Origin of the sequence: Pectobacterium punjabense (assembly GCF_012427845.1) — a bacterium.
GTDB lineage: Bacteria > Pseudomonadota > Gammaproteobacteria > Enterobacterales > Enterobacteriaceae > Pectobacterium > Pectobacterium punjabense.
The window spans coordinates 2674836-2701573 of sequence record NZ_CP038498.1 but is presented as its reverse complement, the minus strand read 5'-3'; the positions used below and the strand labels follow the sequence as shown (position 1 = coordinate 2701573).

The following is a 26738-nucleotide window of genomic DNA, read 5'->3' as shown; positions in this document are numbered from 1 at the left end:
GATGTTTACGCCGGTTATTTTGGCAATCGATGAAGGGACGACGAACGCCAAGGCGATTGCCGTCGATGAGCGGGGGCGCATTCTGGCTAAAGCGTCGGTTGCTTTGCAGGTGACACACCCGCAGCCAGGCAGAGCGGAGCAGGATGCGATGGCGATCTGGCGTGCGGTTTGTCAGGCCGCAGAAGCCTGCCTGTCGTCATTACATCGTGCTCAGGTGGTGGGCGTTGCCATCAGTAATCAGCGCGAATCGGTGCTCATCTGGGACAGGCAAACCGGAAAACCGCTGACGCCGCTGGTTAGCTGGCAAGATCGTCGTGCCGAAAAATTCTGTCAGGCGGTACAGGGAAGTGCGGAAGCTCATTTGATCGCATCCCGCACTGGATTACAGGTCGATCCGCTTTTTCCCGCCGCCAAACTTCATGCCATGCTGGCTGAACTGCCAAACGGTGTTGCTCGTGCAATGGCGGGGGAGCTGTGCATCGGAACGGTGGACTGCTGGCTTAACTGGCAGTTTAGCGGCGGGCGGGCGTACTCTACCGACTATTCCAATGCTGCAAGAACCCAACTGTTCAATATCCACCGCGGCTGCTGGGATGAAGATCTACTTGCACTCTTCGGCATCCCCAGCATTTGCCTGCCTGCTGTTACGCCTTCCTCGGCGCTGCATGGTCACACCGGCGTGACGGGTATCCGCGGGCTGGCTGTTGGCGTACCCATTGTGGCGCTGATTGGGGATTCCCATGCTGCGCTGTACGGTCAGGGCATAACCCAAAGCGGTGAAATCAAGGCGACATATGGCACGGGTTCGTCGCTGATGACCACCATCAACACGCCACATCTTCACGCTGTGGGGCTCAGCACCACGATCGCCTGGCACGATGGCGAACTGCGCTACGCGCTGGAAGGCAATATTACGCATACCGGTTCGGGATTTGCCTGGATTGGTCAGATGCTGGGTATCCCTTCCGTGACGCGACTGACCGAACTGGCGTTAAGCGCCGAATCGAATCAGGGCGTCTTCTTTGTCCCTGCCTTATCCGGGCTGGGTGCGCCCTATTGGGATGTGCAAGCGCGTGGCCTGCTGTGCGGCTTATGCGATGCCACCACACCTGCCATCATCGCCCGTGCTGGGTTGGAATCCATCGCGTACCAGATTGCCGATGTCTTTTTCGCGATGGAGCAGGTGTCGCAGGCTGCGTTACCCGCGCTGCGCGTTGACGGTGGCGCGACGCAAAACCGCTGGCTGATGCAGTTTCAGGCTGACCTCTTGCAGCGCCCGTTGATTCGCAACCATAACGCGGAAGTGTCGGCGCTGGGCGCGGCGTATTTGGGCGGAAAAATGCTGGGGTGGTGGGAGCACAACGAACAGATTGCCGCACTGCCGAGAGAGGTAGAAATCATCGAACCGTCGCTGGCAAACCACGCCATTCAGGAGAGTTATCAACAGTGGCGCACGGCGGTGGCACGGGCGCGTCTGCGACCCGAATCATGATCATTTTGAACAGTAAGCATTTTTTAGCAGCAAGAAAGGGTTAACCGTAAAAACCTATTCGATACGAAAGATAAGCAGCTCAATACTCTACAAATCAAAGAGGTGACTTTATTATGGCAACGTATAACTACCCTGAATTTGGTGCAGGTTTGTGGCATTTTGCGAATTATATCGACCGCTATGCGGTGGACGGCTACGGCCCGGCCTTGAGCACGATCGACCAGATCAAAGCGGCAAAAGAGGTCGGTGAGCTTTCCTATGTCGACTTGCCTTATCCCTTCACGCCGGGCGTGACACTCAGCGAAGTGAAAGACGCGCTGAAAGATGCAGGGCTGAAAGCGATTGGTATCACGCCGGAAATTTACCTGCAAAAGTGGTCGCGTGGCGCTTTCACCAACCCCGACCCGGCCGCGCGGGCGGCGGCGTTTGAACTGATGCACGAATCTGCTGGCATTGTGCGTGAACTGGGGGCGAATTACGTCAAAGTCTGGCCGGGACAGGATGGTTGGGATTATCCGTTCCAGGTCAGCCATAAAAATCTGTGGAAACTGGCGGTTGATGGCATGCGCGATCTGGCGGGGGCTAACCCCGATGTAAAATTTGCTATCGAGTACAAGCCGCGCGAACCGCGCGTAAAAATGACCTGGGATTCCGCAGCGAGAACGCTGTTGGGGATTGAAGATATCGGGTTGGATAACGTCGGCGTATTGCTGGACTTCGGCCATGCGCTGTATGGCGGAGAATCACCAGCGGATTCTGCCCAGTTGATTATCGATCGCGGTCGGCTGTTCGGCATGGATGTGAACGATAACCTGCGCGGCTGGGATGACGATTTGGTGGTCGGCACGGTGCACATGACCGAGATTTTCGAGTTTTTCTACGTGCTGAAAATCAATAACTGGCAGGGTGTCTGGCAGCTCGATCAGTTCCCGTTCCGGGAGAACCACGTTGAGGCGGCGCAGCTGTCCATCCGTTTCCTGAAACACATCTATCGTGCGTTGGACAAGCTGGATATCCCCGCGCTTCAGGCGGCACAGGAGGCGCAAAATCCATTACAGGCGCAGCGAATTGTACAGGATGCGCTGCTGTCATCCATTAACGTTAACGAGTAATTTTGCCACGGTTCGTCAGGTGCGGAGCAGGGGAATCATGTTGCGCCTGACGTTACCGTTATTGCTCACCATTAGGTGCCTGGCGTGTTAGATCAGCGTCTCGGCGGTTAGTCGATCGGTAATCAACACATCAATGTAGTGGCCGGTCAACGCGCCGCGAATCGCCGCACTTTTCTCGACTCCGCCTGCCAGCGCGACCACGCGCGGACATTGACGCAGTTGGGGCAGCGCCATACCAATCACGGGATCTTCATCGTCCTGCAACACCGGTTCGCCTTCCGCATTGTAGTAATGCAGGCACAAATCACCCACGGCACCGCGTTCAGCCAGCTGTTGCAGCATCGCTTCGTGATAGTAGTTACCGGAATTTTTCAGCAGTTGCGACGGCTCTAGTACGCCGATGCCTACGAGTGCCAGGCTCACTTCGCTGAATTTATCGACCACGTTGGAAACTTCATCGCTGGTCACCAAACGAGCGCGATCTTCCACCGAACGTTCAATGCTCTGCGCGGGTAAAAGATAGGCTGGACAACTTAGCTGGTTGGCTAGCGTTTGCGTCAGGATGGTTGCCTGTACATTGCCGTTCGGCCCCACTCCGCCCAGTAGTTGGATGACGCCCTGTGCTTTGACGCTTTGCGGGTGCAGGCTGTCCACCATCGCTCGCAGCGTGCTACTCCAGGATGAAATACCGACCAAATCGTCAGGACGGATACTGGTTTGGACATAGTGTGCCGCCGCGGAGCCAATCGCCTGTTTGATTTGCGTCAGCGTAGCATTGTCGGCGATATCCACCACAATAGCCTGATCGATGCCGTAATGCTTCTGAATTGCGGACTCCAGCCCCATGAACATATTCGGGGGTTGAATTACGCTGATTTTGACCACACCTTCTTTAACACTGCGCGTGATAGCGCGGGATACAAAAGACTGTGACAAATGGAGTGAGGCGGCAATTTCTGCTTGTTTCATCCCTTCGCTATAATAGAGCGTAGCGATCTTGACCAATAATCGCTGTTCGTCCTGCTTTGACATGACTTTTCCCCTTGCTGGCGTGCTACTGTCATTTTTATTCAGCACAGAATAAATAACAAGCGCAGACGGCAGTGGCGTACGGTGCTTATTTTCAGCTTCTGTACCGTGAGACGTGTGATGGCAAAGACAATGGCAAAAAATCGGACTGACACCATGATTTCCCTGTCCGCGCTGGACATGGTAATTTAATGGGGTTAGTCGCCAAAATTTGGCATAATTCATTCGGTTAATGGATATCACAGGAAGGACAATGTGAAATATTTGCTGATTTTTTTACTCGTGCTGGCGATATTCATCATTTCTGTCACACTGGGTGCGCACAACGATCAGGTTGTGACATTTAACTATCTGCTGGCGCAGGGGGAATATCGTATCTCCACACTGCTTGCCACGCTATTTGCCTTGGGCTTTGGTCTTGGCTGGGTTATCTGTGGTCTGTTTTATCTGCGTCAGCGCATTGCGCTTGGCCGTGCACAACGTAAAATCAAGCGTCTGGAACAACAGCTTTCTCCCTCCACCGAGGAGAATGTGGCGCCAGTGCAGACGGTCACCCATTAAGGAATTCTCTCTATGTTAGAACTGCTGTTTCTGTTGCTGCCCGTGGCCGCCGCATACGGCTGGTACATGGGGCGCAGAAGTGCGCAGCAGGACAAAGAGCAGGAATCAAACCGCCTGTCCCGTGAGTATGTCACCGGGGTTAACTTCCTGTTGTCCAACCAGCAGGATAAGGCGGTGGAGCTGTTCCTCGACATGCTAAAGGACGACAGCAACACCTTTGAAGCCCACCTGACACTCGGCAATCTGTTTCGTTCGCGCGGAGAAGTTGACCGAGCGATCCGCATCCATCAGGCGCTGACTGAAAGCGCATCATTAACGTTTGAACAACGCCTGCTGGCAGTGCAACAACTGGGCCGTGACTACATGGCCGCAGGGTTGTATGACCGTGCCGAAGAAATTTTTAACCAGTTAGTGGATGAAGAGGATTTTCGACGCAGCGCCTTGCAGCAGCTATTGCAAATCCATCAGTCAACCAGTGACTGGCAGACGGCAATTGATGTTGCGGAAAAACTGGTCAAGATGGGAAAAGATCAGCTCCGCGTGGATATCGCCCATTTTTATTGCGAATTGGCGCTGCTGGCGATGGGGAGCGACGATCTAGATAAAGCGTTAACGCTCCTGAAGAAAGGCGCAGCGGCGGATAATCAGTGCGCCCGCGCGTCTATCATGATGGGGCGCATCTACATGGCACAGCAGAATTATTCGCGTGCAGTGGAGGCGTTGAGACAGGTTCTCGATCAGGATAAAGAACTGGTCAGCGAAACGCTGCCGATGCTCCAGGAGTGCTATCAGCATTTAGATAAGCCCTTGGATTGGGTGAATTTCCTCAAACGTTGCGTAGAAGAAAATACCGGTGCGACGGCGGAATTGATGCTGGCCGATATCCTCGAAAGAGAAGAGGGCGCAGAAGTTGCACAGGCTTATATTAATCGTCAGCTTCAGCGTCACCCTACGATGCGTGTGTTCCACCGACTGATGGATTTTCACCTGCATGAAGCGGAAGATGGACGAACAAAAGAAAATCTTCAGGGATTGCGCGACATGGTGGGCGAACAGATTCGCACCAAACCCCGCTATAGCTGCCGCAAGTGTGGCTTCACGTCACAATCACTCTATTGGCAATGCCCTTCCTGCCGCACCTGGGCCAGCGTAAAGCCTATCCGTGGATTAGACGGACAATAGCCTCTCGCTATATCGAGGCGTTATTTTTTAATGTTATTTAGTTACAACATACTAATAATTGTACGTGATTTCCGTTTCAGCCAACGCCTTTAACGGCATTCGTCTTCAGGCGGCTGGGATTTCGGGGGCGGGGCATGTAGAATGCGGCGGGAATTTTGGCTTCGCAAGAGACTGGGTGACGAATGAAAAACGAGAATCTACAGCAAAAGAATCAAACGGTATCCTCCCCGATTGTTGTCGCGTTGGACTACGCCAGTCAGGATGCGGCGCTGTCGTTTGTTGACCGTATCGATCCGCAGGATTGCCGTTTGAAGGTGGGCAAAGAGATGTTTACCTTATTTGGCCCACAGTTCGTGCAGACATTACAGCAGCGCGGCTTTGATGTGTTTCTCGATCTAAAATTCCACGATATTCCGAACACCGTCGCCCACGCCGTGGCGGCAGCCGCCGATCTTGGCGTGTGGATGGTCAATGTGCACGCCAGTGGTGGTGCGCGCATGATGACGGCGGCGAAAGACGCGCTGGTGCCGTTTGGTAAAGATGCTCCGTTACTGATTGCCGTGACCGTGTTGACTAGCATGGACGAAGAGGATCTACGCGGGCTTGGTATTACCGTCAGCCCGGCTGAGCAGGCGGAAAGGCTGGCTGTGCTAACACATAACAGCGGGCTGGATGGCGTGGTGTGTTCCGCGCATGAAGCACAGCGGTTGAAGCAGGTGTGTGGTCAGGCATTTCAACTGGTCACGCCGGGAATTCGTCCTGCTGGCAGCGATGTTGGCGATCAGCGCCGCATTATGACGCCGGTTCAGGCGCAGCAGGTTGGTGTGGACTATATGGTGATTGGCCGACCGATCACACAATCGGCCGATCCAGCACAGACGCTACGCGATATCCGTGCTTCACTGTTAAATGGTGCTGCATCATGAATCATGATAAGAACAGCCAACTGGTTTATTCCACGGAAACGGGGCGTATTAAGCCTGAAGAAGAAAAGGAAGTTCGGCCAAAAGGTGATGGTATCGTGCGTATCCAACGCCAAACCAGTGGGCGTAAAGGAAAAGGTGTATGCCTGATTAGCGGCCTCGATCTTGATGATGCTGAGCTGGATAAGCTGGCTGCTGAATTGAAGAAAAAATGTGGCTGCGGTGGCTCAGCGAAAGAGGGCGTGATCGAAATTCAGGGAGATAAACGCGACCTGCTAAAACAGCTTCTGGAAGCGAAAGGGATGAAGGTCAAGCTGGCCGGCGGATAAGTATGACGAGTATAAAAGCAGCAGGTTTACTCCCGTTAACCTGCTGCTATAAATAGGTTATTTATCGACCTGACGGCCAATCAGCCCGCCGATAGCGGCACCGCCTAGTGTTCCTAATGTTCCGCCATCCGTTAAGATCGCTCCACCTACCGCACCGGCACCGGCACCAATCGCGGTATTACGGTCACGTTTGGACATGTTTGAACAGCCCGCGAGCGTAACAGCAAGCGTAATTGCCAGAGCGGCTGTCGCAAAACGTTTATTTAATTTCATTTTCTTCCCCTTTCTGCTCTTAGTCTCACGTTTCTTGTGAGGAAAATATCGAACAAAGTTCTTTTTGCGGTATTAAATAAAGGAATGGAGCCTTTTACCGCCTAATGACAAGTATAATCATCGGAAAAAACGGCAACAGGTAAAAACTCCTAATTCCCCTGCGTTACCTTAACGATAGCAATAATTGATAAAGCTGGCTGTTTTTTGCTCAATATTGTGGCGTGTCTCTTTCTTTTTCCCATAGCAGAACACCGCTAGGTCTTTAGCGATTTAGCCCATAGCGACGAATTCGTCAGGCCGGGAGAATGGTGTTATCGCGTCGATGGGAGGCTGATTATGTTAGAAACGCTAAAAAGACAGGTGTTGGAAGCCAATTTGGCCTTGCCGCAGCATAATTTGGTGACGTTTACCTGGGGAAATGTCAGTGCGGTAGATCGGCAGCGCGGTCTGATGGTGATCAAACCCTCCGGCGTTGAGTACTCGGCTATGACGCAAGAGGACATGGTCGTTGTCGAACTGGAAAGCGGCAAGGTAGTGGAGGGGACGAAGAAGCCATCGTCAGATACCGATACCCACTGCGTGCTGTATCTGGAGTTTGCCGATATCGGCGGTATTGTGCATACCCATTCTCGGCATGCCACGATCTGGGCGCAAGCCGGTAAAGACATCCCCGCCTGGGGAACCACGCACGCTGACTACTTTTATGGTCCCATTCCCTGTACTCGTTTGATGACGGATGAAGAAATCAATGGTCGCTATGAGTGGGATACGGGAACGGTGATCGTCGAAACTTTCCGCCAGCGCGGCATTTCTCCGGTGGATGTCCCCGCGGTATTGGTAAATTCGCATGGCCCCTTTGCATGGGGGAAAGATGCTGATAACGCGGTGCACAATGCCGTGGTTCTGGAAGAGCTTGCCTACATGGGGATTTTCTCACGCCAGCTAACGCCTCAGTTGAGTGAGATGCAGCAAACGCTGTTGGATAAGCACTACTTACGTAAGCACGGTAAGAACGCCTATTACGGACAGTAAACCATCGTGCTGTCGGGATCATCGTTTGGAAATATCCCGGCGTTTTAAATAATGAAAGGATATTCTTACCCTGCCAGCATAATGCTTGCGGGGTGTTCTCCTATTTTAAAATAAACATTTTTTTATTCTTCCGGCAGACAGTAATAAAATGTGAGCACTCTCACGCCGCGCAGGGCATAGCAGATTATTACTGGTCGCTAGCGAGACATTCATGACTGCGCTTTCTATTACAGGGTAACGTTGCTCGCATCAATACGGGCATATTTCCGGTAATGAGAACGCGAGGGTATCATGATAGATTCAAATAAAAATTATTACATGAGCTGTTTGTTTTTCCTTTTTTTCTTCATCGGTTGGGGGTGCTGTTTCCCTTATTTATCATTATGGCTAACGGAGACCATTGGCATTAGCTATGGAGATGTTGGGCTGGTGTATTCCTTTACTGCCGTTGTGGCGGTATGTGTTCAGCCATTATTTGGTTTTATTTCTGACAAACTTATTTATCGTAAGCATCTTATGTGGATGCTGGCGCTTATCATTACATTTTTCGCACCTTATTGGATATTCGTCTTTGCCCCGCTATTGAAATTTAACGTTATTCTCGGTGCGTTTGCGGGCGGGATATATATCGGTATGGCTTACGGCGCAGGCTGCGGAATTTGTGAGGCGTATATTGATAAAGTCAGCCGGGCATCGGGTTTTGAATTCGGCCGTGCGAGAATGTTTGGCGGTATTGGTGCAGCATTAGGAACCTTTATTGCAGGGAAACTTTATGGCATCGATCAGAACTTGATCTTTTGGACGGCTAGCGCAGCGGGCGTGTGCTTATTGTTTGTTGTATGGAAAACGCAGGTCAGTTCCTCGAATCAGTATTCACAGCAAATGCGTACTCAACCGCCTGTTACACTCAATGATGCAGCCGCACTGCTAAAACTAAAACAATTCTGGTTCTTTGCCATCTATATGATAGGTGTAGGCGCTGTTTATGAAACTTATGACCAGCAGTTTGCGATTTATTACACCCACTTTTTTGAAAACAAAGCGCGTGGTGCGGAAGTTTTTGGTTATTTAACCACCGGGCAGATTTTCCTGGATGCCGTGGTAATGTTCTTCGCCCCGTGGTTTGTGAATAAGATTGGGCCAAAAAATGCGTTACTCTACTGTGGGCTTATTATGAGTTTTCGCATTATAGGTTCCGCATGGGCCGTTGGGCCAGTATCCATTAGTTTAATTAAATTACTCCATGGGTTCGAAAGTTCAGTGCTGCTGGTTGCGGCATTAAAATACATCACTGCGAATTTCAATCCGCTGCTTTCCGCTACGGTCTACCTTATTGGATTCCAATTCTCTAAAAGTTTCAGCTCGATTTTTCTATCCACCGGGATTGGCCACTTGTATCAGAAAATGGGATTTTCCAGTAGCTACCTGATACTGGGAAGTGTCGCCTTGTGCTTCACCGTTATTTCATTCTTCACACTGGATAAAAATAGAGTGTTTGCCCATAAGCCTGGGTTAGTTTATTAATTTAAGGAGGAAGGAGTATGTCAAAATTATATTATGGTGTTGCTTATTACGATGAGTATATGCCGGAAGATCGTCTGGAAAAAGATATTTCACTCATGCTGGAAACGGGGATCAATGTTGTACGCATTGCGGAATCGACATGGAGCACGTTAGAGCCGACAGAAGGTGAGTATAATTTTTATCACATCGATCGCGTTTTGGATGCGATGCATCGTGCAGGGATCGCTGTCATTATCGGCACGCCAACCTATGCGATTCCGTCGTGGCTTGCTCTCAAGCACCCCGAAGTCATGGTGACGACGGTAGAAGGACAGCAAAAATACGGACCCCGGCAAATCATGGATATTGTTAGCCCTGTGTTTCGCCGTTATGCAGAGAATATCATCCGTGTGTTGCTGGAGCATGTACAACATCATCCTGCGATCATCGGATACCAATTAGATAATGAAACTAAGCATTACGATAATATTGGACGCGACATGCAGGACGGTTTTGTTCAGCATTTGCGCGAAAAATATGTGAGCCTCGATAAGCTTAATCATGATTTCGGCCTCGATTATTGGAGTAACCGTATCGATCGCTGGGAAGATTTCCCCCCCGTCGAGAACACCATTAATGCCAGCCTCTCTTGTGCTTTCAGCCGCTATCAGCGGCAGCAAGTGACGGATTATTTGGCCTGGCAGGCCAGTCTGGTGCGGGAATATGCACAACCGCATCATTTCATTACGCACAATTTTGATTTTGAATGGCGCGGTTATTCATTTGGCGTACAGCCTCACGTCGATCATTTTGCGGCAGCGAAATGTCTGAGTGTGGCAGGTGTCGATATTTATCACCCGAGCCAGTCATATTTAACCGGGAGAGAAATTGCCTTCGGTGGTGACGTTACGCGAAATCTGAAACAGGGGCGAAATTATTTTGTCCTCGAAACGCAGGCACAAGGGTTTCCGCAGTGGACACCTTATCCGGGGCAATTACGGCTACAAGCCTTTAGCCACATCGCCTCGGGGGCGGCGATGGTGGCGTACTGGCACTGGCATTCCATCCATAATTCGTTTGAAACCTACTGGAAAGGGCTGCTGAGCCATGATTTCTCTCGCAATCCTACCTGGCAAGAAGCCACAACGATTGGGGCTGATTTTTCCCGGCTGTCTTCGTCTCTTGAATCATTACGGGCAGATTGTGATGTGGCGTTATTGATCAGCAATGAAGCGATGGATGCCCTGAACCAATTCAAACCTGGCGACGCAAAAACTAACGTTTATAACGATATTATTCGTCGGTTTTATGATGCGCTGTACGATCACAATATTTCTCTCGACATTATTAACGATGTGGATGAAAGCACGGCGCGCTATAAGGCTGTGATTATTCCGGCGCTCTATGCTGCTGATAATGGGCTGTTGGAAAGGATTAATGGTTATATTGAACGAGGTGGCCGTGCGCTGATTGGCTTCAAATCAGGGTTCAGTGACGAAAATGTAAAAGTTCGACACAGTACTCAACCTGGTTTGCTCAGCCGTGTTTGTGGCGTGAGCTATAGCCAGTTTACGTTGCCGGATGCGGTCACCGTTGCTGCCTGCCTGCCGGATCTTGATTGCAGCCGTGATAATCGGGCTGATTTATGGATGGAGTTACTGACACCGTTACCAGAAACCCGCACCTTGTTGCGTTATCAGCATCCGGCCTGGTGTGATTACGTTGCCGCAACCGAGGCGAATTATGGCGATGGACGGGCAATGTATGTAGGGTTTCTGCCGCAACCTTTCCTTATTTGCCAGTTATTTGATCATCTGACGCGAGGCATATCGCTTCGTTCGCGCACATCACGCTATGCATTTCCGCTTATTGTGAAACGAATGAAAAATGCTCACGGCAAGTCAATTTCTTTTGTATTTAACTACTCAGGGAAACCCCAATCTTATCATTGTGAAATGGGTGGTTACGCTTTATTAACTGACACTGAGGTTGTAGAAGGCTCATCGTTACTGCTCAACGCCTGGGATTTTATTATTATCGAAAGCTAAGCCTATGCCAGCGGCCATATCGAGAGGTTAATATGGAACTCAATATCAATGAATTATTGAACTTTTCCCCGTTGATGAAAACCTTTACCTTTAATGCCTGGATGGTCGCTGGTTTTACTCCAATATCTCGTGGTTCGGTACTGGATTATTATATTAACCGGCCACAGGGAATGAAGGGGTATATTATTAACCTGACGCTGCGCGGACAGGGATGTGCCAAAGTAGGGGAAGGATCGTTATTGTCCAAGGAGAATGAATTATTACTTTTTCCGCCGGGCGTGCCACACCATTATGGCCGTGATAAACACAGCGACCACTGGGATCATGTATGGATTTATTTTATTCCCCGACCTTACTGGCATGACTGGTTAAAATGGGATGACAAAACGCAGGGCATTGGGAAAACCATCATCCATGCCCCTGCAATGAGCCAGCATATACAAGCACTGTTCTATGAGGCGATCCGCCATAATGCCGATTCAACGCCGCTGTCAGAAGCGTTGGCGATGAATGCGCTGGAGCGGTTGATCCTCGCCTGTTTTCAGCTACAGCCTATTAGCAGCCGGTATGCGCACGATCCAAGGATAAATACGGTGTGCACCTATTTAAACGAACATATTGCTGAAGAGCTGAGAATTGAAGCGCTGGCGGGGATGGTGTTTCTGTCTCCTTCGCGGCTGGCGCATCTGTTCAAAATTGAATTGGGGCAAACTATTTATGCCTGGCGCGAAGTTCAGCGCATCAATTGTGCCAAGCTCTTGATTCAGTCGACGCCACTGCCCATATTTAAAGTCGCACAGTCAGTGGGGTACAGCGATCCGGTCTATTTCACACGCTTATTTCGCAAACATAATGGAATTCCACCGGCGGAATATAAAAAACGCTATGAAAGAATGGGCAGTTTACATGAACCCTGAAGTCGTTGGGCGTTTCTCATGACCTCTGCGGGGTTTATCAAAAGCGATAAAACCACTGCATACTGTGACAGAAGCGCTTATTCCGGGTAAAAAAATCCCTCCACGCAGGAGGGATTGAAGAATGTGCGCCGATGCCCTTTAAGGTTGAGCGCTGTCTCGCAAGACAATCGGCGTTTCTTTTGCCGTTGGCACATTGCTGTTGATTGCACGGCGAATGACAAAGAATGCGGAAACCAGCATCGTCACCGCTACCAGCATGAAGAACCCGCATAGCGCCGCGTTGATCTGATTACTGAAAACGATAGTTTCCATATCTTTAATCGATTTGGCTGGTGCGATCAGCGTGTTCTGTTCAATGCCCGTTGCGAAGCGTTTCGCCTGAGCCAGGAAGCCGATACTGGGTTTTTCATGGAAGATTTTTTGCCAACCTGCCGTCATCGATGTAATAAACAGCCAGACGGTAGGGACGATTGTCACCCATGCGTAGCGTTGTTTCTTCATCTTAAATAACACCACGGTGCCGAGAATCAGCGCCATTGATGCCAGCATCTGGTTACCGATCCCGAACAGCGGCCAGAGTGTGTTGATGCCGCCCAGCGGGTCAATCACGCCCTGATACACAAAGAATCCCCAACCGGAAACGGCAACGGTCGTACCGGCCAGATTCCCCAGCCAGGAGTGGCTATTAGCCAGTCTGGGAATCGCAATACCGACCAAATCCTGGACCATAAAGCGGCAGGCGCGCGTCCCGGCGTCAACGGCAGTCAAGATGAACAGGGCTTCAAACAGAATGGCGAAGTGATACCAAAATGCCATCATCGCCCGGCTATTAAAAATTTCGGTGATGATATAAGCCATGCCCACCGCGAAGGTCGGCGCACCACCGGCACGGGAAAGAATGGAGGCTTCGCCGACGTCATTGGCAATCGCACTCAATTCCTGTGGGGTAATCACAAATCCCCAACTATTAATAGCCAATGAGGCACTCTCAACCGTGGTCCCGATCAAAGCGGCGGGTGAGTTCATGGCAAAGTAGATACCCGGCTCGATAACCGAAGCACAAATCAGCGCCATGATGGCGACGAAGGATTCCATCAGCATTGCACCATAGCCGATGAAGCGGATGTGGCTTTCACGTTCAACCAGTTTTGGCGTGGTGCCGCTGGAAACCAGCGCATGGAAACCAGAAATCGCACCGCAGGCGATAGTAATAAACAAGAAGGGGAACAAGGAACCGGAGAAAACCGGGCCAGTACCGTCAATAAACCGAGAGACCGCGGGCATTTTCATTTCCGGCATCGCGAACACGATACCGAAGGCCAGCCCGACAATAACGCCGATTTTCAGGAACGTAGAGAGATAATCACGCGGTGCCAGCAGCAGCCAGACTGGCAGGACAGAAGCGACAAAGCCGTAAATGACCAGAACCCAGGTGAGCGATGTCCCCTTCAGCGTGAAGAACGGCCCCCAATAGGGGTGTGCGGCGATATTACCGCCGTAGACAATCGCCAGCATCATCAGCACGAAGCCGATAATCGACACTTCAGCAATTTTACCTGGCCGTAAAAAGCGCATGTAAACACCCATAAAGAGCGCGATGGGGATGGTGGCGGCAATGGTGAACAATCCCCATGGGCTTTCCGCCAGCGCTTTTACAACGACCAGCGCCAGCGCTGAAAGAATGATGATCATGACGCCCAGCGCGCCGAGCATGGTGATGATACCCGCGAACGTGCCCAGTTCCTGTTTTGCCATTTCGCCCAGAGAACGACCGTCCCGGCGGGTGGAGATAAACAGCACCAGAAAGTCCTGCACGGCACCGGCGAGCATTACGCCAACCAGAATCCAAATCGTGCCGGGGAGAAACCCCATCTGTGCGGCGAGAATTGGCCCAACCAGCGGGCCAGCCCCGGCGATGGCGGCGAAATGGTGGCCGAACAGGACCCATTTATTGGTGGGAACATAATCCAGACCGTCGTTATGACGTTCCGCCGGTGTCAGTCGGCGATCGTCTAGCTCAAACACTTTTTTGGCGATGAACAGGCTGTAAAACCGATAGGCAATGCTATAGCACGAGACGGCGGCGATGACCAACCACACCGCATTGACATGCTCACCGCGGCTCAGCGCCAGCGTGGCGAACGAAAAAGCGCCCGCCAGTCCGACCAGCAGCCAGATCACAATGCTCTTTACGTTACTCATAACAACGGCTCCTTCGTTATTCAGAAAGGGTATAGCGCGAGTGTTAATGCAATTTAACAATAGTGGGTTTGTTGGCGAAGAGAAGCGGATGGATGAGAAAATGTGAGCGAAGGTGAATTTTTGTAAAGAAAATTAAAGGCCAAACAAGGGCTAACGTGCTGGAGCGGTAAAAAGGTGAAGCCCTGCAAGGGATAAGCAGGGCTTGTGTACTGAAGACAAAACGTTTCTTAAGGCAAAACGTTGCCGGCGGCGCGGTAAATCTCGTACCACTCTTCGCGGCTGAGCGTCAGCGTAGACGCCGCAGCGATATCACGGATACGTTCTGGACTCATGGTGCCGATAACCACCTGCATGTCGGCAGGGTGACGCAGAATCCATGCGGTGGCGATCGCCGTGTTGGTGACGTTATGGTGCTTGGCGATGTGGTCAATTGTCGTGTTTAGCTTGGGGAATTTCTCATTGTCGAGAAAAACGCCCTCAAAAAAACCGTATTGGAAAGGTGACCAGGCTTGAATCGTCATCGAATTCAGGCGGCTGTACTCCAGAATTGAACCGTCGTGATTCACCGATGCGGGGTTCGTCATATTGACGTTAAAACCCGCATCAATCATGCCCGTGTGCATAATGCTGAACTGTAATTGGTTGGCGATAAGCGGCTGACGTACGGATTTCTTCAGTAGCTCAATTTGTAACGGGTTCTGATTGCTGACGCCGAAATGACGAACCTTCCCACTGCGTTCCAGTTCATCGAATGCTGCCGCGACTTCATCGGGTTCAAACAGCGTGTCTGGGCGGTGCAGCAGGAGCGCATCGAGGTAGTCTGTTTTTAAGCGCTGAAGGCTGCCTTCAACGGACGCGACGATGTGCGCTTTGGAAAAATCGAAAAACCCCTTGCGGATGCCGCACTTGGATTGCAGAAAAATCGATTCCCGGCGGATGGACGTCTTCTGTAAACCTGCGGCAAAAACCTCTTCCGACAAGCCAGAGCCGTAGATATCGGCATGATCGAAGAAATCAATGCCGGCTTCAATGGATGCATTGAGGATGTCAGCCGCTTCATCCGTGCTTTTCTTCGCCATTCGCATACAGCCCAACGCAATGTTGGAAGCCTGTATCGCGGATGTGCCGATTGTTATTTTTTTCATCGGGAACACTCCTTTTAGTAGGGTTACACGCCTGCCGTTGATAAACCATGTGGCGGAATAAACGCTGATGATGCACGGGGCGGTTCGCTGTGAACGCCCGTGCGGAGAGGTTGTCCGCCGAGATGACTCGGCGGTGTGACTATTATGCGGCGGGTTTTGCCACGATGCTGCGGGTTTCCAGACGCACTTCAGCGATGAGGACGTCTAGCGTATCCCCCTGACGATAAACCACGTCACCTTTCACCGAGAGGGTGCCCATTTCCTGGTTACACACCAACTCATCACGCACCGCATGGATAAAGGAGGACGGGATAAACGCCACTGCACCATTATCCAACAGGCGAACGCGCAGACCGCCGCGTGTGACATCAATGATTTCAGCGTTGAAGCGACTGTCCGTGCCGGCTTTATCTTTGAGGTAGCGGGCGTACAGCCAGTCGCCGACATCGCGCTCTGCCATACGGTTAAGGCGACGGCGTTCGGCCAGTTGTACCGTGATGTCATCTTGTGGTTTTTCTGCGGCCTGTCCGGTGATAACCGCTTTCAGCAAACGGTGGTTCACCATATCGCCGTATTTACGAATCGGGGATGTCCAGGTGGCATAGGCTTCCAGCCCCAGACCAAAGTGTGGCCCCGGCGTGGTGCTCACTTCCGCGAAAGACTGGAAGCGGCGGATACGGCTATCCAGGAACTGTGTCGGCTGGGCATCCAACTCGCGGCGCAGCGTACAGAAGCCTTCCAGTGTCAGCAGCGTCGGTGCATCAGCCTGAACGCCATGCGTGTCCAGTACCGCAACCGCTTGTTCAACCGAGGCGGGATCGAAACCGTTGTGCACGTTATAGATACCAAAGCCCAGTTTATCGCGCAGCACAATGGCCGCACAAACGTTGGCGGCAATCATGGATTCTTCAACGATACGGTTGGCGATGCGGCGGTGTTCAACCACGATATCCAAGACATCGCCCTTTTCACCCAGCAGGAAGCGATAATCCGGGCGATCTTTAAACACTAAGGCATGCGCGGTGCGCCATTCACTGCGTGCCAGACAGAGGCGGTGCAGCAAACGGATTTGTTCAGCAATGGCCTCGCTTTGTGGCTGCCACTCGCCTTGATTTTCTAACCAATCAGAGACGTTGTCATACGCTAATTTGGCTTTGGATTCGATCCAGGCAGCAAAGAAGTGGATATCGCCACCCAGTGCACCGTCGGCGGCAATCGTCACGCGGCAGGCGAGGACGGGGCGACGTTCGTTCGGGAGCAGGGAACAGATATCGTCCGACAGTGCACGCGGCAGCATCGGGATGTTGAAGCCGGGCAAATAGTTGGTGAAGGCGCGCTGGCGTGCAATGTTGTCCAGTTCGCTACCTGCATCCACATACGCGGTGGGATCGGCGATGGCGATAGTTAATTGCAGTGAACCATCGTCGTTGTCCTGCACATACAGCGCATCGTCCATATCTTCGGTACTGGCGCTATCGATAGTGACAAAGTTCAGCGCGGTCAGATCTTCACGGACGAGCTCGCCGTCATGGCGCTCAGTAGTTTCCACTTCTGGAGCAGAACGCTCCAGGTTGTGGCGTGACAACGTCACCCACCACGGCACCAGTGGGTCATCGCCCGTGGTGATGTACTGCGTCAGTTCGGCATGGAAGCCACGGTCGCCTTTCAACGGGTGACGGCGCATTTCGGCTACCGCCCAATCGCCATCCTGAAAATCGTGTGTCACATCGCGTGCGGCGCGGCAAGGAATCGCGTCTTTCAGCAGCGGGTGGTCAGGCGTAATGGATAAGCGATCGTCTTTTTTATGAATGCGCCCAACAAATCGGGTGAGGAAAGGTTCTATCAGCGTTTCTGGTTCGACAATTTCCCGATCTTTTTCCGTATGCAGGGTGGCGGTAATCCGGTCGCCGTGCATCACTTTTTTCATATGCGGAGGGGGAATGAAATAGCTTTTTTGTCCGTCAGCCTCAAGAAAGCCAAATGCCTTATCGGTACCTTTGACGACACCTTCAACACGCGGTGTCTGAGAGTGAAGTTGCTGTTTTAGCTGTGCAAGCAGCGGATTATCTTGAAACATAGCGTCCAGAAATACGATTGTGAGTGGCTTAATTAGCAGTTCACAGTTTTACTCGAATCAGGTGCTGGCGGCAAGAATAATCGGGGGAGCCGTGGCCGTATAACGACGGGGAAAGCGCGAATAAATTCGAATAAAGTCAATGCTGATTTGAGAGAAGCCCTGTCGTGTGCGCTATTGGTTTTGCAACACGACAGGGGGGAGGTTTACGCTATGACATAGACCCTAATGCAGAGAGGCTTAAGCGATACGCAGCAGAGACTCTGCTTGCGTACTGCGCCGAACGCTAACGGGCACCGACTTCGACGTCGGCGTGTGCGTTTCATCGCCAAAGCTGGACAGCGGCACCAGCGGGTTGGTTTCCGGGTAATAGGCTGCCAGATTACCGCGTGGAATATTGTAGCTCACCAGTTTGAAGTCGTTGACGATGCGGGTAATACCATCGTTCCACAGCGTTTCGATATCGACCCGATCGCCATCTTCCAGCCCTAGCGCGGCAATGTCATCGGGGTGCATGAACAGCACTTCCCGCTGACCATAAACGCCGCGATAGCGGTCATCCAGACCATAAATCGTGGTGTTGTACTGATCGTGCGAACGCAGGGTTTGCAGCGTAAAGGGTACATCGCTGCCTTGTAGCTGCGGGAACAGCGTATCGGGCAGCGCAGCATGGCCGAATTGGGCTTTTCCGTTGAGGGTGTTAAACCGCAGTTCTGCGGCGGCATTGCCGAGATAAAATCCGCCCGGCAGGTCGCAGTTGGCGTTGAAATCGGTAAAGCCAGGAATGGTGGCGGCAATATGATCGCGGATGCGTGAATAATCGTCCGCCAGCGCCAGCCAGTCGAGCTTTTCATTGCCGAGAACCGCATTGGCAATACCGCAAACAATCGCGGTTTCCGAGCGCTGCAACGGCGAAAGCGGCTGCCCGACACCCTGCGAGGCATGCACCATACTGAAGGAATCCTCGACGGTAATAAACTGTGCGCCGCTGGCCTGCATGTCGAGATCGGTACGGCCAAGCGTCGGCAGAATCAGCGCATCAACCTTGCCGGTAACCAGATGACTGCGGTTGAGCTTGGTGCTGATATGTACGGTCAGATCGCAACGGCTGAGAGCGTCTTCGGTGCGTGCTGAATCTGGTGCGGCGGCGGCTAGGTTACCACCTAATGCGATCAGCACTTTTATCTCATCGCGCAACATGGCTTCCAGCGCCTCTACCGTGTTGTGGCCTGCGGCATAAGGTGGAGTGAAGCCATAATGTGCGGCCAGGCGATCGAGAAACGCAGCGGTCGGTTTCTCATCGATCCCCATCGTGCGGTTACCCTGCACATTGCTATGACCGCGTACCGGACACAGCCCCGCGCCCGGTTTCCCCAATTGCCCAAACAGCAGTTGCAGGTTTACGATTTCGCGCACGGTGGCGACGGAATGCTTGTGTTGGGTAATGCCCATCGCCCAGGTGCAGATCACGCGCGGTGACTGCTGATAAATTGCCGCCACATAGCGTAGCTGTGCTTCGCTCAAGCCGGACTGCTGCTCGATTTTCTGCCAACTTGTGACGTCCACTACGGCGAGGTATTCATCCACCTGTTGGGTATGCGTGGACAGAAAATCCTGATCGAATAACCCCGGCTCTCCGTCAGACAGGCGCTGACGATGCGTTTCCAGCAGCGCTTTTACCATGCCGCGCACGGCAGCCATATCACCGCCCAGATTGGGTTGCAGGTAGGTTTCACTAATGGTGCCGGACAGCGGCGTGAGCAGTTCCAGCGGATTTTGCGGATTGGCAAAACGTTCCAGACCGCGCTCGCGGAGCGTATTGAAGGAAACGATGTGCGCACCGCGATCGGCGGCGTGACGTAGGCTGTGCAGCATACGTGGATGATTGGTGCCAGGGTTCTGACCGAAGACGAAAATCGCGTCAGCGTGTTCGAAATCATCCAGCCGGATAGTGCCTTTGCCGACGCCGATACTCTGTTTCAGGCCAGTGCCGCTGGCTTCATGGCACATATTCGAGCAGTCAGGAAAATTGTTAGTGCCTAGCATACGGCCAAAAAGCTGATACAGATAAGAGGCTTCGTTACTGGCACGGCCGGACGTATAAAGCTCGGCCTGATTAGGATGTGCCATCTTGTTGATATGCTGAGCGATCAGCGCAAAAGCGGCGTCCCAGTCGATGGGAACATAGCGATCGCTGGCGCGATCGTAGCGCATCGGGTGGGTTAAACGCCCCTGATACTCGAGAAAATAGTCACTTTGCTGGCGTAGCGTCGTAACGCTGTGGGCGGCAAAGAAATCCAGATCGACTGCCTTGCGCGTCGCTTCCCAACTCACCGCTTTCGCCCCGTTTTCGCAGAAGCTGAATGTGCTGCTGTTGTCATCACCCCAGGCACAGCCGGGGCAGTCAAACCCTTTCGATTTATTGACCCGTAACAAGTTTCGGATATTTTTCAGCGCTTGCTTACTGTCGAGGACAAAACGCGTGGTGGCTTCCAACGAGCCCCAGCCGCCAGCCGCATTGCGGTATGGCTTGATAGATGGTTTGAATTTCATGTACTAATCCGCAGGTGATAATGTTTTTTTTATGTGAACAAAACTTTAAATGTTTGCTCTTGGTTTGAAGTTTAGGTGCCGTCTGCGATCACGTCTAATCAAATGCGGCTATGGTGGGATAGAGGTGGCTTATCAAGGTATACTTGTCGCTTACCCACTACAGAGCCTGGCGATGGATATTAAACAGCTGCAATACCTATGCAATTTGGAGAAGGAACGCCATTTTGGCCGGGCAGCGGAAGCCAGTTTTGTCAGTCAGCCCACGCTCTCCATGCGGTTGAAAAATCTGGAGAAGGAGCTGGATCTGGCGTTAATCAATCGGGGTAACAATTTTGAAGGCTTCACGGCCGAAGGTGAGCGCGTGCTGGCCTGGGCGCGTGAGATCGTTTCGGTCTATCAGGGATTAAAGCTGGAAGTCGCGTCGCTGAAACGTGGCGTAAGCGGGGTATTGCGTATCGGGGCGGTGCCGCAAAGCAGTATCGCGCTGTCGAGCCTGCTGGCGGTGGTGAATAAGGAATACCCACAGTTGGATTTCCAAATCTCGCTGTTCAGTGCGGATCAACTGCTGGAAGCGCTGAATGCGCATTCGGTGGATGTCGGCATCGGCTTTTTTGAATTTTCAACGCTACAGGAACTGCACTTTCAGGCATCGCCGCTGACGGAGCGGGGCGTTGATCTGTTGTTCCATCCGCACCATTTTCCGCAGTTGATAGGGGATGTGCCGCTGACTCTCGATGCGCTTTCTGAGGTGCCACTCTGTCTGGCGGAAGCCAGCCGCTATTTTCGCCGCTATCTGGATAGCCATTTTCGTGAAATGGGCGTCTCGCCGTGGGTCAAGGTGGAAAGCGCTTCCGTTCTGCAATTGATCCAAAGCGTCTACGTTGGGCTTGGGTGTGGGATTGTGCCCCACGGTAGCCTGATCCCAGAGATGACGCCTGCGTTAACGCTGCGGCCGCTGCAATTTCCCCCGATGCGCCGCCAGCCTGCGGTTGTCATCGCGCAGGCAGGTAGAGCGACGCCGCTGGCACAGAATTTCTTTGACGTCGCGCAGCAGTGGTTGCAGGCTCAGTCATAGAGGCTTTTGTCCTGCACTGGGGCAACCGATTTGCTAGCGCGAAGCCGTCTGACGGACTGGCGAATCACTAGCGTACCGTTGAGCAATAGGTTGCCCACGGGGGCGTCGGGGCGAATCAGACGATATTGCAGCAGTCTGACGGCCTCCTCACCCAGCGCCTCACGCGGCACATGTACCGAGGTTAGCGGCACGTCGTGAATCGCGGAGAGATTGAAGCCATCCATGCTCATCACCGAGACGTCTTGCGGGACGCGCAAGCCAGCCTTGTTCAGCGCGTTCACCGCGCCAACCGCGATGAAATCACCGCCAGCCAGAATCGCTGTGGGCCATTTATTCCGTGGGCAGCGGGCTAAAAAATCGGTCATCGCGTGCTCTGCATCCGCCGTGCTGAAATTATCCAACGCCAGCAAATGCTCTTCGGTTGAGAAAGGAAGATTATGGTGCTGATAGGCATCTCTGATGCCATCAAGGCGCAGTTCCATTGTGTAACGGCGCAGGCATAACAGCGTCAACACGGTATGGTGGCCCTGTTCAAAGAGATAGTGGGCGGAGAACTCGCCAATGAGCCGATGCGCGGGGGCGACACCCGGTAACCTCATCTTGCGGTCGATGCAGTTAATCAATATGCAGGGTTTTCCGCTGTCTGCCGCCAGCGCGTGAATATAGGGATCGTCGATACCAATCAGCAGCGCCGCCTCCGTGGCCGGATCGCGCATTTTGTCTAAAAATAGCGCCGCATCGCTGTCATTTTCCTCCAACCCGCAGTATCGCACGCGCACATCGTGTGGCTTCAGGGCATCAATAATGCTCTGTACCACTTTGTGATAGAAGATGTCGGACCGAATATCAAACGCACGCGGCGGGGCGAAGATAGTCAGCCCGTTTAACAGCAGGCGGCCGTTGGCGAGATCGGTCAGAACCCCGCACTGTCTGGCACAGTTAAGAATATCCGCTTTGGCGTTCTCACTGGTATTGGACTGACCAGACAGTACGCGTGAAACGGTACTGATCGAGTAGCCCGTCCGCTGCGCGATTTCACGGATTTTCAGGTTTCCTTTCATTTTGTGATCCCGTTCACCTTTGAAAATGACAAAGTTTTCATAGCCAGACATTTCCTGTTTTCAGGCAATATAAACAGGTTTTTGTTTGCATTTTAACCATAGCATGAAAATGTTTTCAAAAAAGTGAGTGTTTCACGATTTTCAATTGTTCTACTCTCAATTTGGTAAACCAATTTCAGTGGTTATATGTAATGAAATGGGGTTTAAGCTAATAAATACAATGAGATAAAAATGGTTCGATCGTCCGATAGGCTATAAATACAAAAATGCCGCCGAGATATCAGACCAATGTAACCCTACTTTCCTGTAAAGGAGTCACCATGAGTCTCGACATTAATCCGTCTTCCATCGCTACCAAAGGTAAACGGACATTCAGAAATCTGCGCTGGTGGGTGCTGAGCCTGTTTTTACTCGGCGTTACTGTTAACTACATCACGCGTAACTCGCTCGGTATTCTGGCGCCAGAACTGAAAACCAGTATGGGCATCACTACCGAGCAATACTCCTGGATTGTGGGTGCATTCCAGCTTGCGTATACCATTTTTCAGCCGATTTGTGGCTGGCTGATCGATGTCATCGGTCTGAAAATGGGCTTTATGATTTGTGCGGTGATATGGGCGTTGATGTGCATCTTCCACGCGGGGGCGGGAAGCTGGCTGCACCTTGCGATTCTACGCTTCTTTATGGGGGCGTCCGAAGCCGCTGCAACACCGGCGAACGCCAAAACCCTGGGCGAATGGTTCCCTAAGAAAGAGCGACCGATCGCGGCAGGCTGGGCTGGTGTCGGTTTTTCCATCGGCGCGATGCTGGCACCGCCCATTATCGTCGTCGCGCATGCCTATCTGGGCTGGCAGGGCGCATTTATGTTCACCGGTGCGCTGGCGCTGATGTGGGTGGTATTGTGGTGGCTGTTCTACCATAACCCGGAAGAGCACCCCAATTTAAGCCGCGAGGAGCTGGATTTCATCCGTCAGGACAATGAAGCTCCGCCGGTCAAACTGCCTTTCTTTACCGCACTGAAGACCGTTTCAAAAAACAAACGCTTTTACGGTATCGCTATTCCCGCTTTTATGGCGGAACCCGCGTGGGCCGTGCTCAGCTTTTGGGTACCGCTCTATCTGGCGAATGAACGCGGTATGGATCTGAAGCAAATTGCGATGTTTGCATGGCTGCCGTTTCTTGCCGCCGATCTGGGCAGCGTCGCCAGCGGTTACCTTACCCGACTCTACACCCGCTGGTTTGGCTGCTCGCGTGTTAACTCGATTGTAGCTAGCTCGGTCACCGGTGCGTTTCTCATGCTGTCGCTAGCGCTGGTTGCCATCAGTAAAGATCCATGGGTAGCGATTCTGCTGATTTCCATCGGCGGGTTCGGCCATCAGGTGATTTCCTGCATGTTGAGCGCACTGGTCGTGGAATCGTTCGATAAAGGGCAGATGGCAACCGTGAACGGGATGCGCGGTTCGTTTGCGTGGATTGCCAGCTTTCTGTTCTCACTGTTAATTGGCGTCACCGCCGACAAAATCGGTTTTAACCCGCTATTTGTGGCGATGGGCTTCTTCGATTTGATCGGCGCCATCTTCCTTATCGCCTTTATTGCTGAACGCCGCGGGAAAACGCGTTCACAGGCATAACGGCTTATGCCGTTCGTTTAAGAAGCGAGATACACGGAGCGACCACGGGGCGAGGCTTCCCTACGAGAACCTCATCCCCGTGTTTCTCCTAGAAATGAGCTTAACCTGCATTAAGCGCAACGGCTGGTTTATTTTTTCCTGAAAAGGATGCTGTATGAAAACGTTGAAAAATTGGGTGTTTCGTCATCAGAGCGACGACCATGTTGAACTGCTGGTGGACGATAGACATGTTTTTCGCCTTTATGTGCTGGAGCCAATGCTGGCGCGCGTGCTGATTAAGCAGAACGGTGCACTGAAGCTGAACCGTACCTGGAGCATCGCGCCGCAGCAGGATGTTCCCTGGGAGGGGCGCAACCGTGAAAGTAGCGCAGGTTTTAGCCTGCCGGGGTTTTCACTGGAACAGGTGGATGACACGCTGCGTATCAGCACCGAGCGGATGCGCATTACGATTCACCAGCCGCTGTGGCTGGTGTGGGAATATCGGGATGAACAAGGCGAATGGCAGCCGTTTGCCGCCGATAGGCCGACTAGCGCCTACCTATTGAACCCGCACGGTGATGGCGTGGCGCACTATCAGCGCCGTTTCCCGACCGAGCGCTATTATGGTCTGGGTGAAAAAGCGGGCGATCTTGAACGCACCGGACGCCGGTTTGAGTTTCGTAATCTGGATGCGATGGGCTACAACGCGGCGAGTACCGATCCGCTGTATAAGCATGTCCCGTTTACCATTACCCGACGCGACGATGTCAGCTTCGGCCTGTTTTACGATAACCTGAGCACGACCTGGCTCGATCTCGGCAATGAAATCGATAACTACCATCTGGCTTATCGACGTTATCAGGCGGAGGCGGGCGATCTCGACTATTACCTGTTCATCGGGCCGCGCGTGCTCGATGTGACAAAAGCGTTTGTGCGGCTGACGGGGAAGACGCTCTTTGGGCCAAAATGGAGCTTAGGCTACAGCGGTTCGACCATGCATTACACCGATGCGCCGGATGCGCAGCAGCAACTGATGAAATTTATTGCGCTCTGCCGTGAACACCATATTCCGTGTGATTCATTTCAACTCTCGTCGGGCTACACGTCGATTAATAATAAGCGCTATGTGTTTAACTGGAATTACGACAAAGTTCCCCAGCCGGAAGCGATGTCGCAGGCTTTCCACGATGTGGGCCTCAAGCTGGCGGCCAATATCAAACCCTGTTTACTGCAAGATCATCCGAAATACGATGAGGTGACGGCGCAAGGGCTGTTTATCCGCGATTCCGAATCTGATATGCCGGAGCGCTCCAGCTTCTGGGACGATGAAGGCTCTCATCTTGATTTCACCAACCCGGCAACGGTGGCGTGGTGGCAGGAAAACGTTACCCGGCAACTGTTGGAGAAAGGCATCGACTCGACGTGGAATGACAACAACGAGTATGAAGTCTGGGATGGTGAAGCCCGCTGTCATGGGTTCGGCCAACCGATGGCGATCAAACATATTCGTCCGTTGATGCCGCTGTTGATGATGCGCGCCTCGCTGGAGGCACAGCAGCGTTTCGCCCCGACGCTGCGTCCTTATCTGATCTCTCGTTCCGGCTGTGCGGGAATGCAGCGCTACGTGCAGACCTGGAGCGGCGATAACCGTACCAACTGGCAGACGCTGCGCTACAACACCCGAATGGGCGTTGGCATGAGCCTGTCCGGGCTGTTTAATGTCGGGCATGACGTTGGGGGCTTCTCCGGTGACAAACCGGACGCCGAGCTTTTTGTGCGCTGGGTGCAAAATGGCGTGATGCATCCGCGTTTCACCATCCATTCCTGGAATGACGATCATACGGTGAACGAACCGTGGATGTATCCCTCTGTAACGGCGGCGATACGTAGCGCTATTGAACTTCGCTATCGCCTTCTGCCGTATTTTTATACGTTGCTCTGGCAAGCCAGTGCAGACGATGAACCGATGCTGCGACCGACATTCCTCGATCACGAACAGGATCGCGCGACGCTGGAGGAAACCGATGATTTCATGCTGGGGCGAGACATTTTGGTCGCCAGCGTGGTTGAGCCAGAGCAGCGTCGGCGGGCGGTGTACCTGCCTGCGAATACCTCTGGCTGGTACGATTTTTATTCCGGCCAATGGTTCAGCGGCGGACAGACGATCGTGCTGGATGCACCGCTGGAGCGCCTGCCGCTGATGGTCAGAGCGGGCGCGATGATCCCGCTGTCGGGGCGGACGGCGTATGTCAGCCAACATGAAGACGAACAGCGCGAATTCCTGCTCTTTCCGCCTGTCGCAGGCGGTACAGATAGCGGACTGCTGTTTGAAGATGACGGAGAAACGTGGCAGTGGCGTGAAGGGAACGCGCTGTGGCTGCGTTGGGAAATTCGTACGGATAGCCAGCGGATTGATATCACGTTCACATCAGAGGGACGATATCAGCCAGCATGGAAACACGCGACGCTGCGCTTGCCGTCAGGAGAGCGGCGCCAGCTGTATATCAACGGCGTTCTCACGGATACCTATCAATACCAATAATCATTTTATTTCTTCCTGTTGCGCCCCGGTATTATTGTTTACCGGGGTGTGAGGTTGCTGACGAAGTCCGCAGGG

Annotated in this window: 20 protein-coding genes; 13 read left to right on the top strand and 7 right to left on the bottom strand. The window is 52.6% G+C overall.

Annotation, left to right across the window (positions count from 1 at the left end; genetic code table 11):
* The first annotated feature begins 1 nt into the window (after nucleotide 1).
* A complete protein-coding gene (locus tag E2566_RS12150) occupies nucleotides 2-1492 on the top strand; it encodes an FGGY-family carbohydrate kinase (protein WP_107167572.1) in 1491 nt (496 codons plus the stop codon).
* Nucleotides 1493-1605: 113 nt separating this feature from the next.
* Nucleotides 1606-2604 (top strand): sugar phosphate isomerase/epimerase family protein, encoded by a 999-nt coding sequence (locus tag E2566_RS12145; protein WP_039314505.1) that lies wholly within the window; start codon nucleotides 1606-1608, stop codon nucleotides 2602-2604.
* Nucleotides 2605-2691: 87 nt separating this feature from the next.
* Here E2566_RS12145 and E2566_RS12140 read toward each other — a convergent pair whose 3' ends face one another.
* On the bottom strand, nucleotides 2692-3636 hold the full coding sequence (locus tag E2566_RS12140) for a sugar-binding transcriptional regulator (protein WP_107167571.1): 945 nt from the start codon (nucleotides 3634-3636) through the stop codon (nucleotides 2692-2694).
* Between the two features lie 252 nt (nucleotides 3637-3888).
* On the opposite strand from E2566_RS12140, the gene E2566_RS12135 reads away from it, so the two are divergent.
* From E2566_RS12135 to yciH, 4 genes are all read left to right on the top strand, one after another.
* Complete coding sequence (locus E2566_RS12135) at nucleotides 3889-4194, top strand: LapA family protein (RefSeq protein ID WP_107167570.1); 306 nt, start codon at nucleotides 3889-3891, stop codon at nucleotides 4192-4194.
* Between the two features lie 12 nt (nucleotides 4195-4206).
* Complete coding sequence (lapB, locus tag E2566_RS12130; RefSeq protein ID WP_107167569.1) at nucleotides 4207-5376, top strand: lipopolysaccharide assembly protein LapB; 1170 nt, start codon at nucleotides 4207-4209, stop codon at nucleotides 5374-5376.
* 182 nt (nucleotides 5377-5558) lie between these two features.
* Nucleotides 5559-6302, top strand: coding sequence for an orotidine-5'-phosphate decarboxylase (gene pyrF, locus E2566_RS12125; RefSeq protein ID WP_107167568.1), 744 nt, complete (start codon nucleotides 5559-5561; stop codon nucleotides 6300-6302).
* A complete protein-coding gene (gene yciH, locus E2566_RS12120) occupies nucleotides 6299-6628 on the top strand; it encodes a stress response translation initiation inhibitor YciH (RefSeq protein WP_107167567.1) in 330 nt (109 codons plus the stop codon). Before pyrF ends, yciH begins: the two co-directional genes overlap by 4 nt.
* 57 nt (nucleotides 6629-6685) lie before the next feature.
* On the opposite strand, the gene osmB is transcribed toward yciH, so the two are convergent.
* Nucleotides 6686-6901 carry an osmotically-inducible lipoprotein OsmB gene (gene osmB, locus E2566_RS12115; protein ID WP_010276685.1) on the bottom strand — a complete coding sequence of 72 codons (216 nt, stop codon included), beginning with the start codon at nucleotides 6899-6901 and terminating at the stop codon, nucleotides 6686-6688.
* A gap of 336 nt (nucleotides 6902-7237) precedes the next feature.
* Here osmB and araD point away from each other — a divergent pair, with 336 nt between their 5' ends.
* The 4 genes from araD to araC all read left to right on the top strand — a co-directional run bounded on the left by araD (nucleotide 7238) and on the right by araC (nucleotide 12401).
* Nucleotides 7238-7933 (top strand): L-ribulose-5-phosphate 4-epimerase, encoded by a 696-nt coding sequence (araD, locus tag E2566_RS12110; protein ID WP_107167566.1) that lies wholly within the window; start codon nucleotides 7238-7240, stop codon nucleotides 7931-7933.
* A gap of 291 nt (nucleotides 7934-8224) precedes the next feature.
* Nucleotides 8225-9457, top strand: coding sequence for an oligosaccharide MFS transporter (locus E2566_RS12105; protein WP_107167565.1), 1233 nt, complete (start codon nucleotides 8225-8227; stop codon nucleotides 9455-9457).
* A gap of 17 nt (nucleotides 9458-9474) precedes the next feature.
* Nucleotides 9475-11484, top strand: a complete 2010-nt coding sequence (locus E2566_RS12100) for a beta-galactosidase (RefSeq protein ID WP_107167564.1) — start codon at nucleotides 9475-9477, stop codon at nucleotides 11482-11484.
* A 32-nt stretch (nucleotides 11485-11516) separates the two neighbouring features.
* Nucleotides 11517-12401: an arabinose operon transcriptional regulator AraC gene (araC, locus tag E2566_RS12095; RefSeq protein WP_107167563.1), complete on the top strand. Its 885-nt coding sequence runs from the start codon at nucleotides 11517-11519 to the stop codon at nucleotides 12399-12401.
* A gap of 138 nt (nucleotides 12402-12539) precedes the next feature.
* Here araC and E2566_RS12090 read toward each other — a convergent pair whose 3' ends face one another.
* The 4 genes from E2566_RS12090 to E2566_RS12075 all read right to left on the bottom strand — a co-directional run bounded on the left by E2566_RS12090 (nucleotide 12540) and on the right by E2566_RS12075 (nucleotide 20375).
* Nucleotides 12540-14603 (bottom strand): carbon starvation CstA family protein, encoded by a 2064-nt coding sequence (locus tag E2566_RS12090; protein WP_107167562.1) that lies wholly within the window; start codon nucleotides 14601-14603, stop codon nucleotides 12540-12542.
* Between the two features lie 227 nt (nucleotides 14604-14830).
* Complete coding sequence (locus E2566_RS12085) at nucleotides 14831-15748, bottom strand: aldo/keto reductase (RefSeq protein WP_107167561.1); 918 nt, start codon at nucleotides 15746-15748, stop codon at nucleotides 14831-14833.
* 142 nt (nucleotides 15749-15890) lie between these two features.
* On the bottom strand, nucleotides 15891-17825 hold the full coding sequence (locus E2566_RS12080; RefSeq protein ID WP_107167560.1) for an exoribonuclease II: 1935 nt from the start codon (nucleotides 17823-17825) through the stop codon (nucleotides 15891-15893).
* A gap of 237 nt (nucleotides 17826-18062) precedes the next feature.
* Complete coding sequence (locus E2566_RS12075) at nucleotides 18063-20375, bottom strand: FdhF/YdeP family oxidoreductase (protein WP_107167559.1); 2313 nt, start codon at nucleotides 20373-20375, stop codon at nucleotides 18063-18065.
* A 172-nt stretch (nucleotides 20376-20547) separates the two neighbouring features.
* Between E2566_RS12075 and E2566_RS12070 the strand changes: the two genes are divergently transcribed.
* Nucleotides 20548-21450: a LysR family transcriptional regulator gene (locus E2566_RS12070; RefSeq protein ID WP_107167558.1), complete on the top strand. Its 903-nt coding sequence runs from the start codon at nucleotides 20548-20550 to the stop codon at nucleotides 21448-21450.
* Here the strand turns inward: E2566_RS12070 and E2566_RS12065 are convergent.
* Nucleotides 21441-22511, bottom strand: coding sequence for a LacI family DNA-binding transcriptional regulator (locus tag E2566_RS12065; protein WP_107167804.1), 1071 nt, complete (start codon nucleotides 22509-22511; stop codon nucleotides 21441-21443). The two genes, E2566_RS12070 and E2566_RS12065, sit on opposite strands and share 10 nt — an antisense overlap.
* Before the next feature lie 320 nt (nucleotides 22512-22831).
* Between E2566_RS12065 and E2566_RS12060 the strand changes: the two genes are divergently transcribed.
* Together E2566_RS12060 and E2566_RS12055 are read left to right on the top strand one after the other, a co-directional pair.
* Nucleotides 22832-24142 carry an MFS transporter gene (locus tag E2566_RS12060; RefSeq protein ID WP_107167557.1) on the top strand — a complete coding sequence of 437 codons (1311 nt, stop codon included), beginning with the start codon at nucleotides 22832-22834 and terminating at the stop codon, nucleotides 24140-24142.
* Between the two features lie 154 nt (nucleotides 24143-24296).
* Nucleotides 24297-26663, top strand: a complete 2367-nt coding sequence (locus tag E2566_RS12055; protein ID WP_107167556.1) for a glycoside hydrolase family 31 protein — start codon at nucleotides 24297-24299, stop codon at nucleotides 26661-26663.
* Nucleotides 26664-26738 lie beyond the last annotated feature (75 nt).

What these genes read in the sequence shown, in the direction of transcription:
- E2566_RS12150 (WP_107167572.1), top strand. Translation starts at nt 2, where the DNA reads ATGTTTACGCCGGTTATTTTGGCAATCGATGAAGGGACGACGAACGCC.
- E2566_RS12145 (WP_039314505.1), top strand. Translation starts at nt 1,606, where the DNA reads ATGGCAACGTATAACTACCCTGAATTTGGTGCAGGTTTGTGGCATTTT.
- E2566_RS12140 (WP_107167571.1), bottom strand. Translation starts at nt 3,636, where the DNA reads ATGTCAAAGCAGGACGAACAGCGATTATTGGTCAAGATCGCTACGCTC.
- lapB (WP_107167569.1), top strand. Translation starts at nt 4,207, where the DNA reads ATGTTAGAACTGCTGTTTCTGTTGCTGCCCGTGGCCGCCGCATACGGC.
- pyrF (WP_107167568.1), top strand. Translation starts at nt 5,559, where the DNA reads ATGAAAAACGAGAATCTACAGCAAAAGAATCAAACGGTATCCTCCCCG.
- yciH (WP_107167567.1), top strand. Translation starts at nt 6,299, where the DNA reads ATGAATCATGATAAGAACAGCCAACTGGTTTATTCCACGGAAACGGGG.
- osmB (WP_010276685.1), bottom strand. Translation starts at nt 6,901, where the DNA reads ATGAAATTAAATAAACGTTTTGCGACAGCCGCTCTGGCAATTACGCTT.
- araD (WP_107167566.1), top strand. Translation starts at nt 7,238, where the DNA reads ATGTTAGAAACGCTAAAAAGACAGGTGTTGGAAGCCAATTTGGCCTTG.
- E2566_RS12105 (WP_107167565.1), top strand. Translation starts at nt 8,225, where the DNA reads ATGATAGATTCAAATAAAAATTATTACATGAGCTGTTTGTTTTTCCTT.
- E2566_RS12100 (WP_107167564.1), top strand. Translation starts at nt 9,475, where the DNA reads ATGTCAAAATTATATTATGGTGTTGCTTATTACGATGAGTATATGCCG.
- araC (WP_107167563.1), top strand. Translation starts at nt 11,517, where the DNA reads ATGGAACTCAATATCAATGAATTATTGAACTTTTCCCCGTTGATGAAA.
- E2566_RS12090 (WP_107167562.1), bottom strand. Translation starts at nt 14,603, where the DNA reads ATGAGTAACGTAAAGAGCATTGTGATCTGGCTGCTGGTCGGACTGGCG.
- E2566_RS12085 (WP_107167561.1), bottom strand. Translation starts at nt 15,748, where the DNA reads ATGAAAAAAATAACAATCGGCACATCCGCGATACAGGCTTCCAACATT.
- E2566_RS12080 (WP_107167560.1), bottom strand. Translation starts at nt 17,825, where the DNA reads ATGTTTCAAGATAATCCGCTGCTTGCACAGCTAAAACAGCAACTTCAC.
- E2566_RS12075 (WP_107167559.1), bottom strand. Translation starts at nt 20,375, where the DNA reads ATGAAATTCAAACCATCTATCAAGCCATACCGCAATGCGGCTGGCGGC.
- E2566_RS12070 (WP_107167558.1), top strand. Translation starts at nt 20,548, where the DNA reads ATGGATATTAAACAGCTGCAATACCTATGCAATTTGGAGAAGGAACGC.
- E2566_RS12065 (WP_107167804.1), bottom strand. Translation starts at nt 22,511, where the DNA reads ATGAAAGGAAACCTGAAAATCCGTGAAATCGCGCAGCGGACGGGCTAC.
- E2566_RS12060 (WP_107167557.1), top strand. Translation starts at nt 22,832, where the DNA reads ATGAGTCTCGACATTAATCCGTCTTCCATCGCTACCAAAGGTAAACGG.
- E2566_RS12055 (WP_107167556.1), top strand. Translation starts at nt 24,297, where the DNA reads ATGAAAACGTTGAAAAATTGGGTGTTTCGTCATCAGAGCGACGACCAT.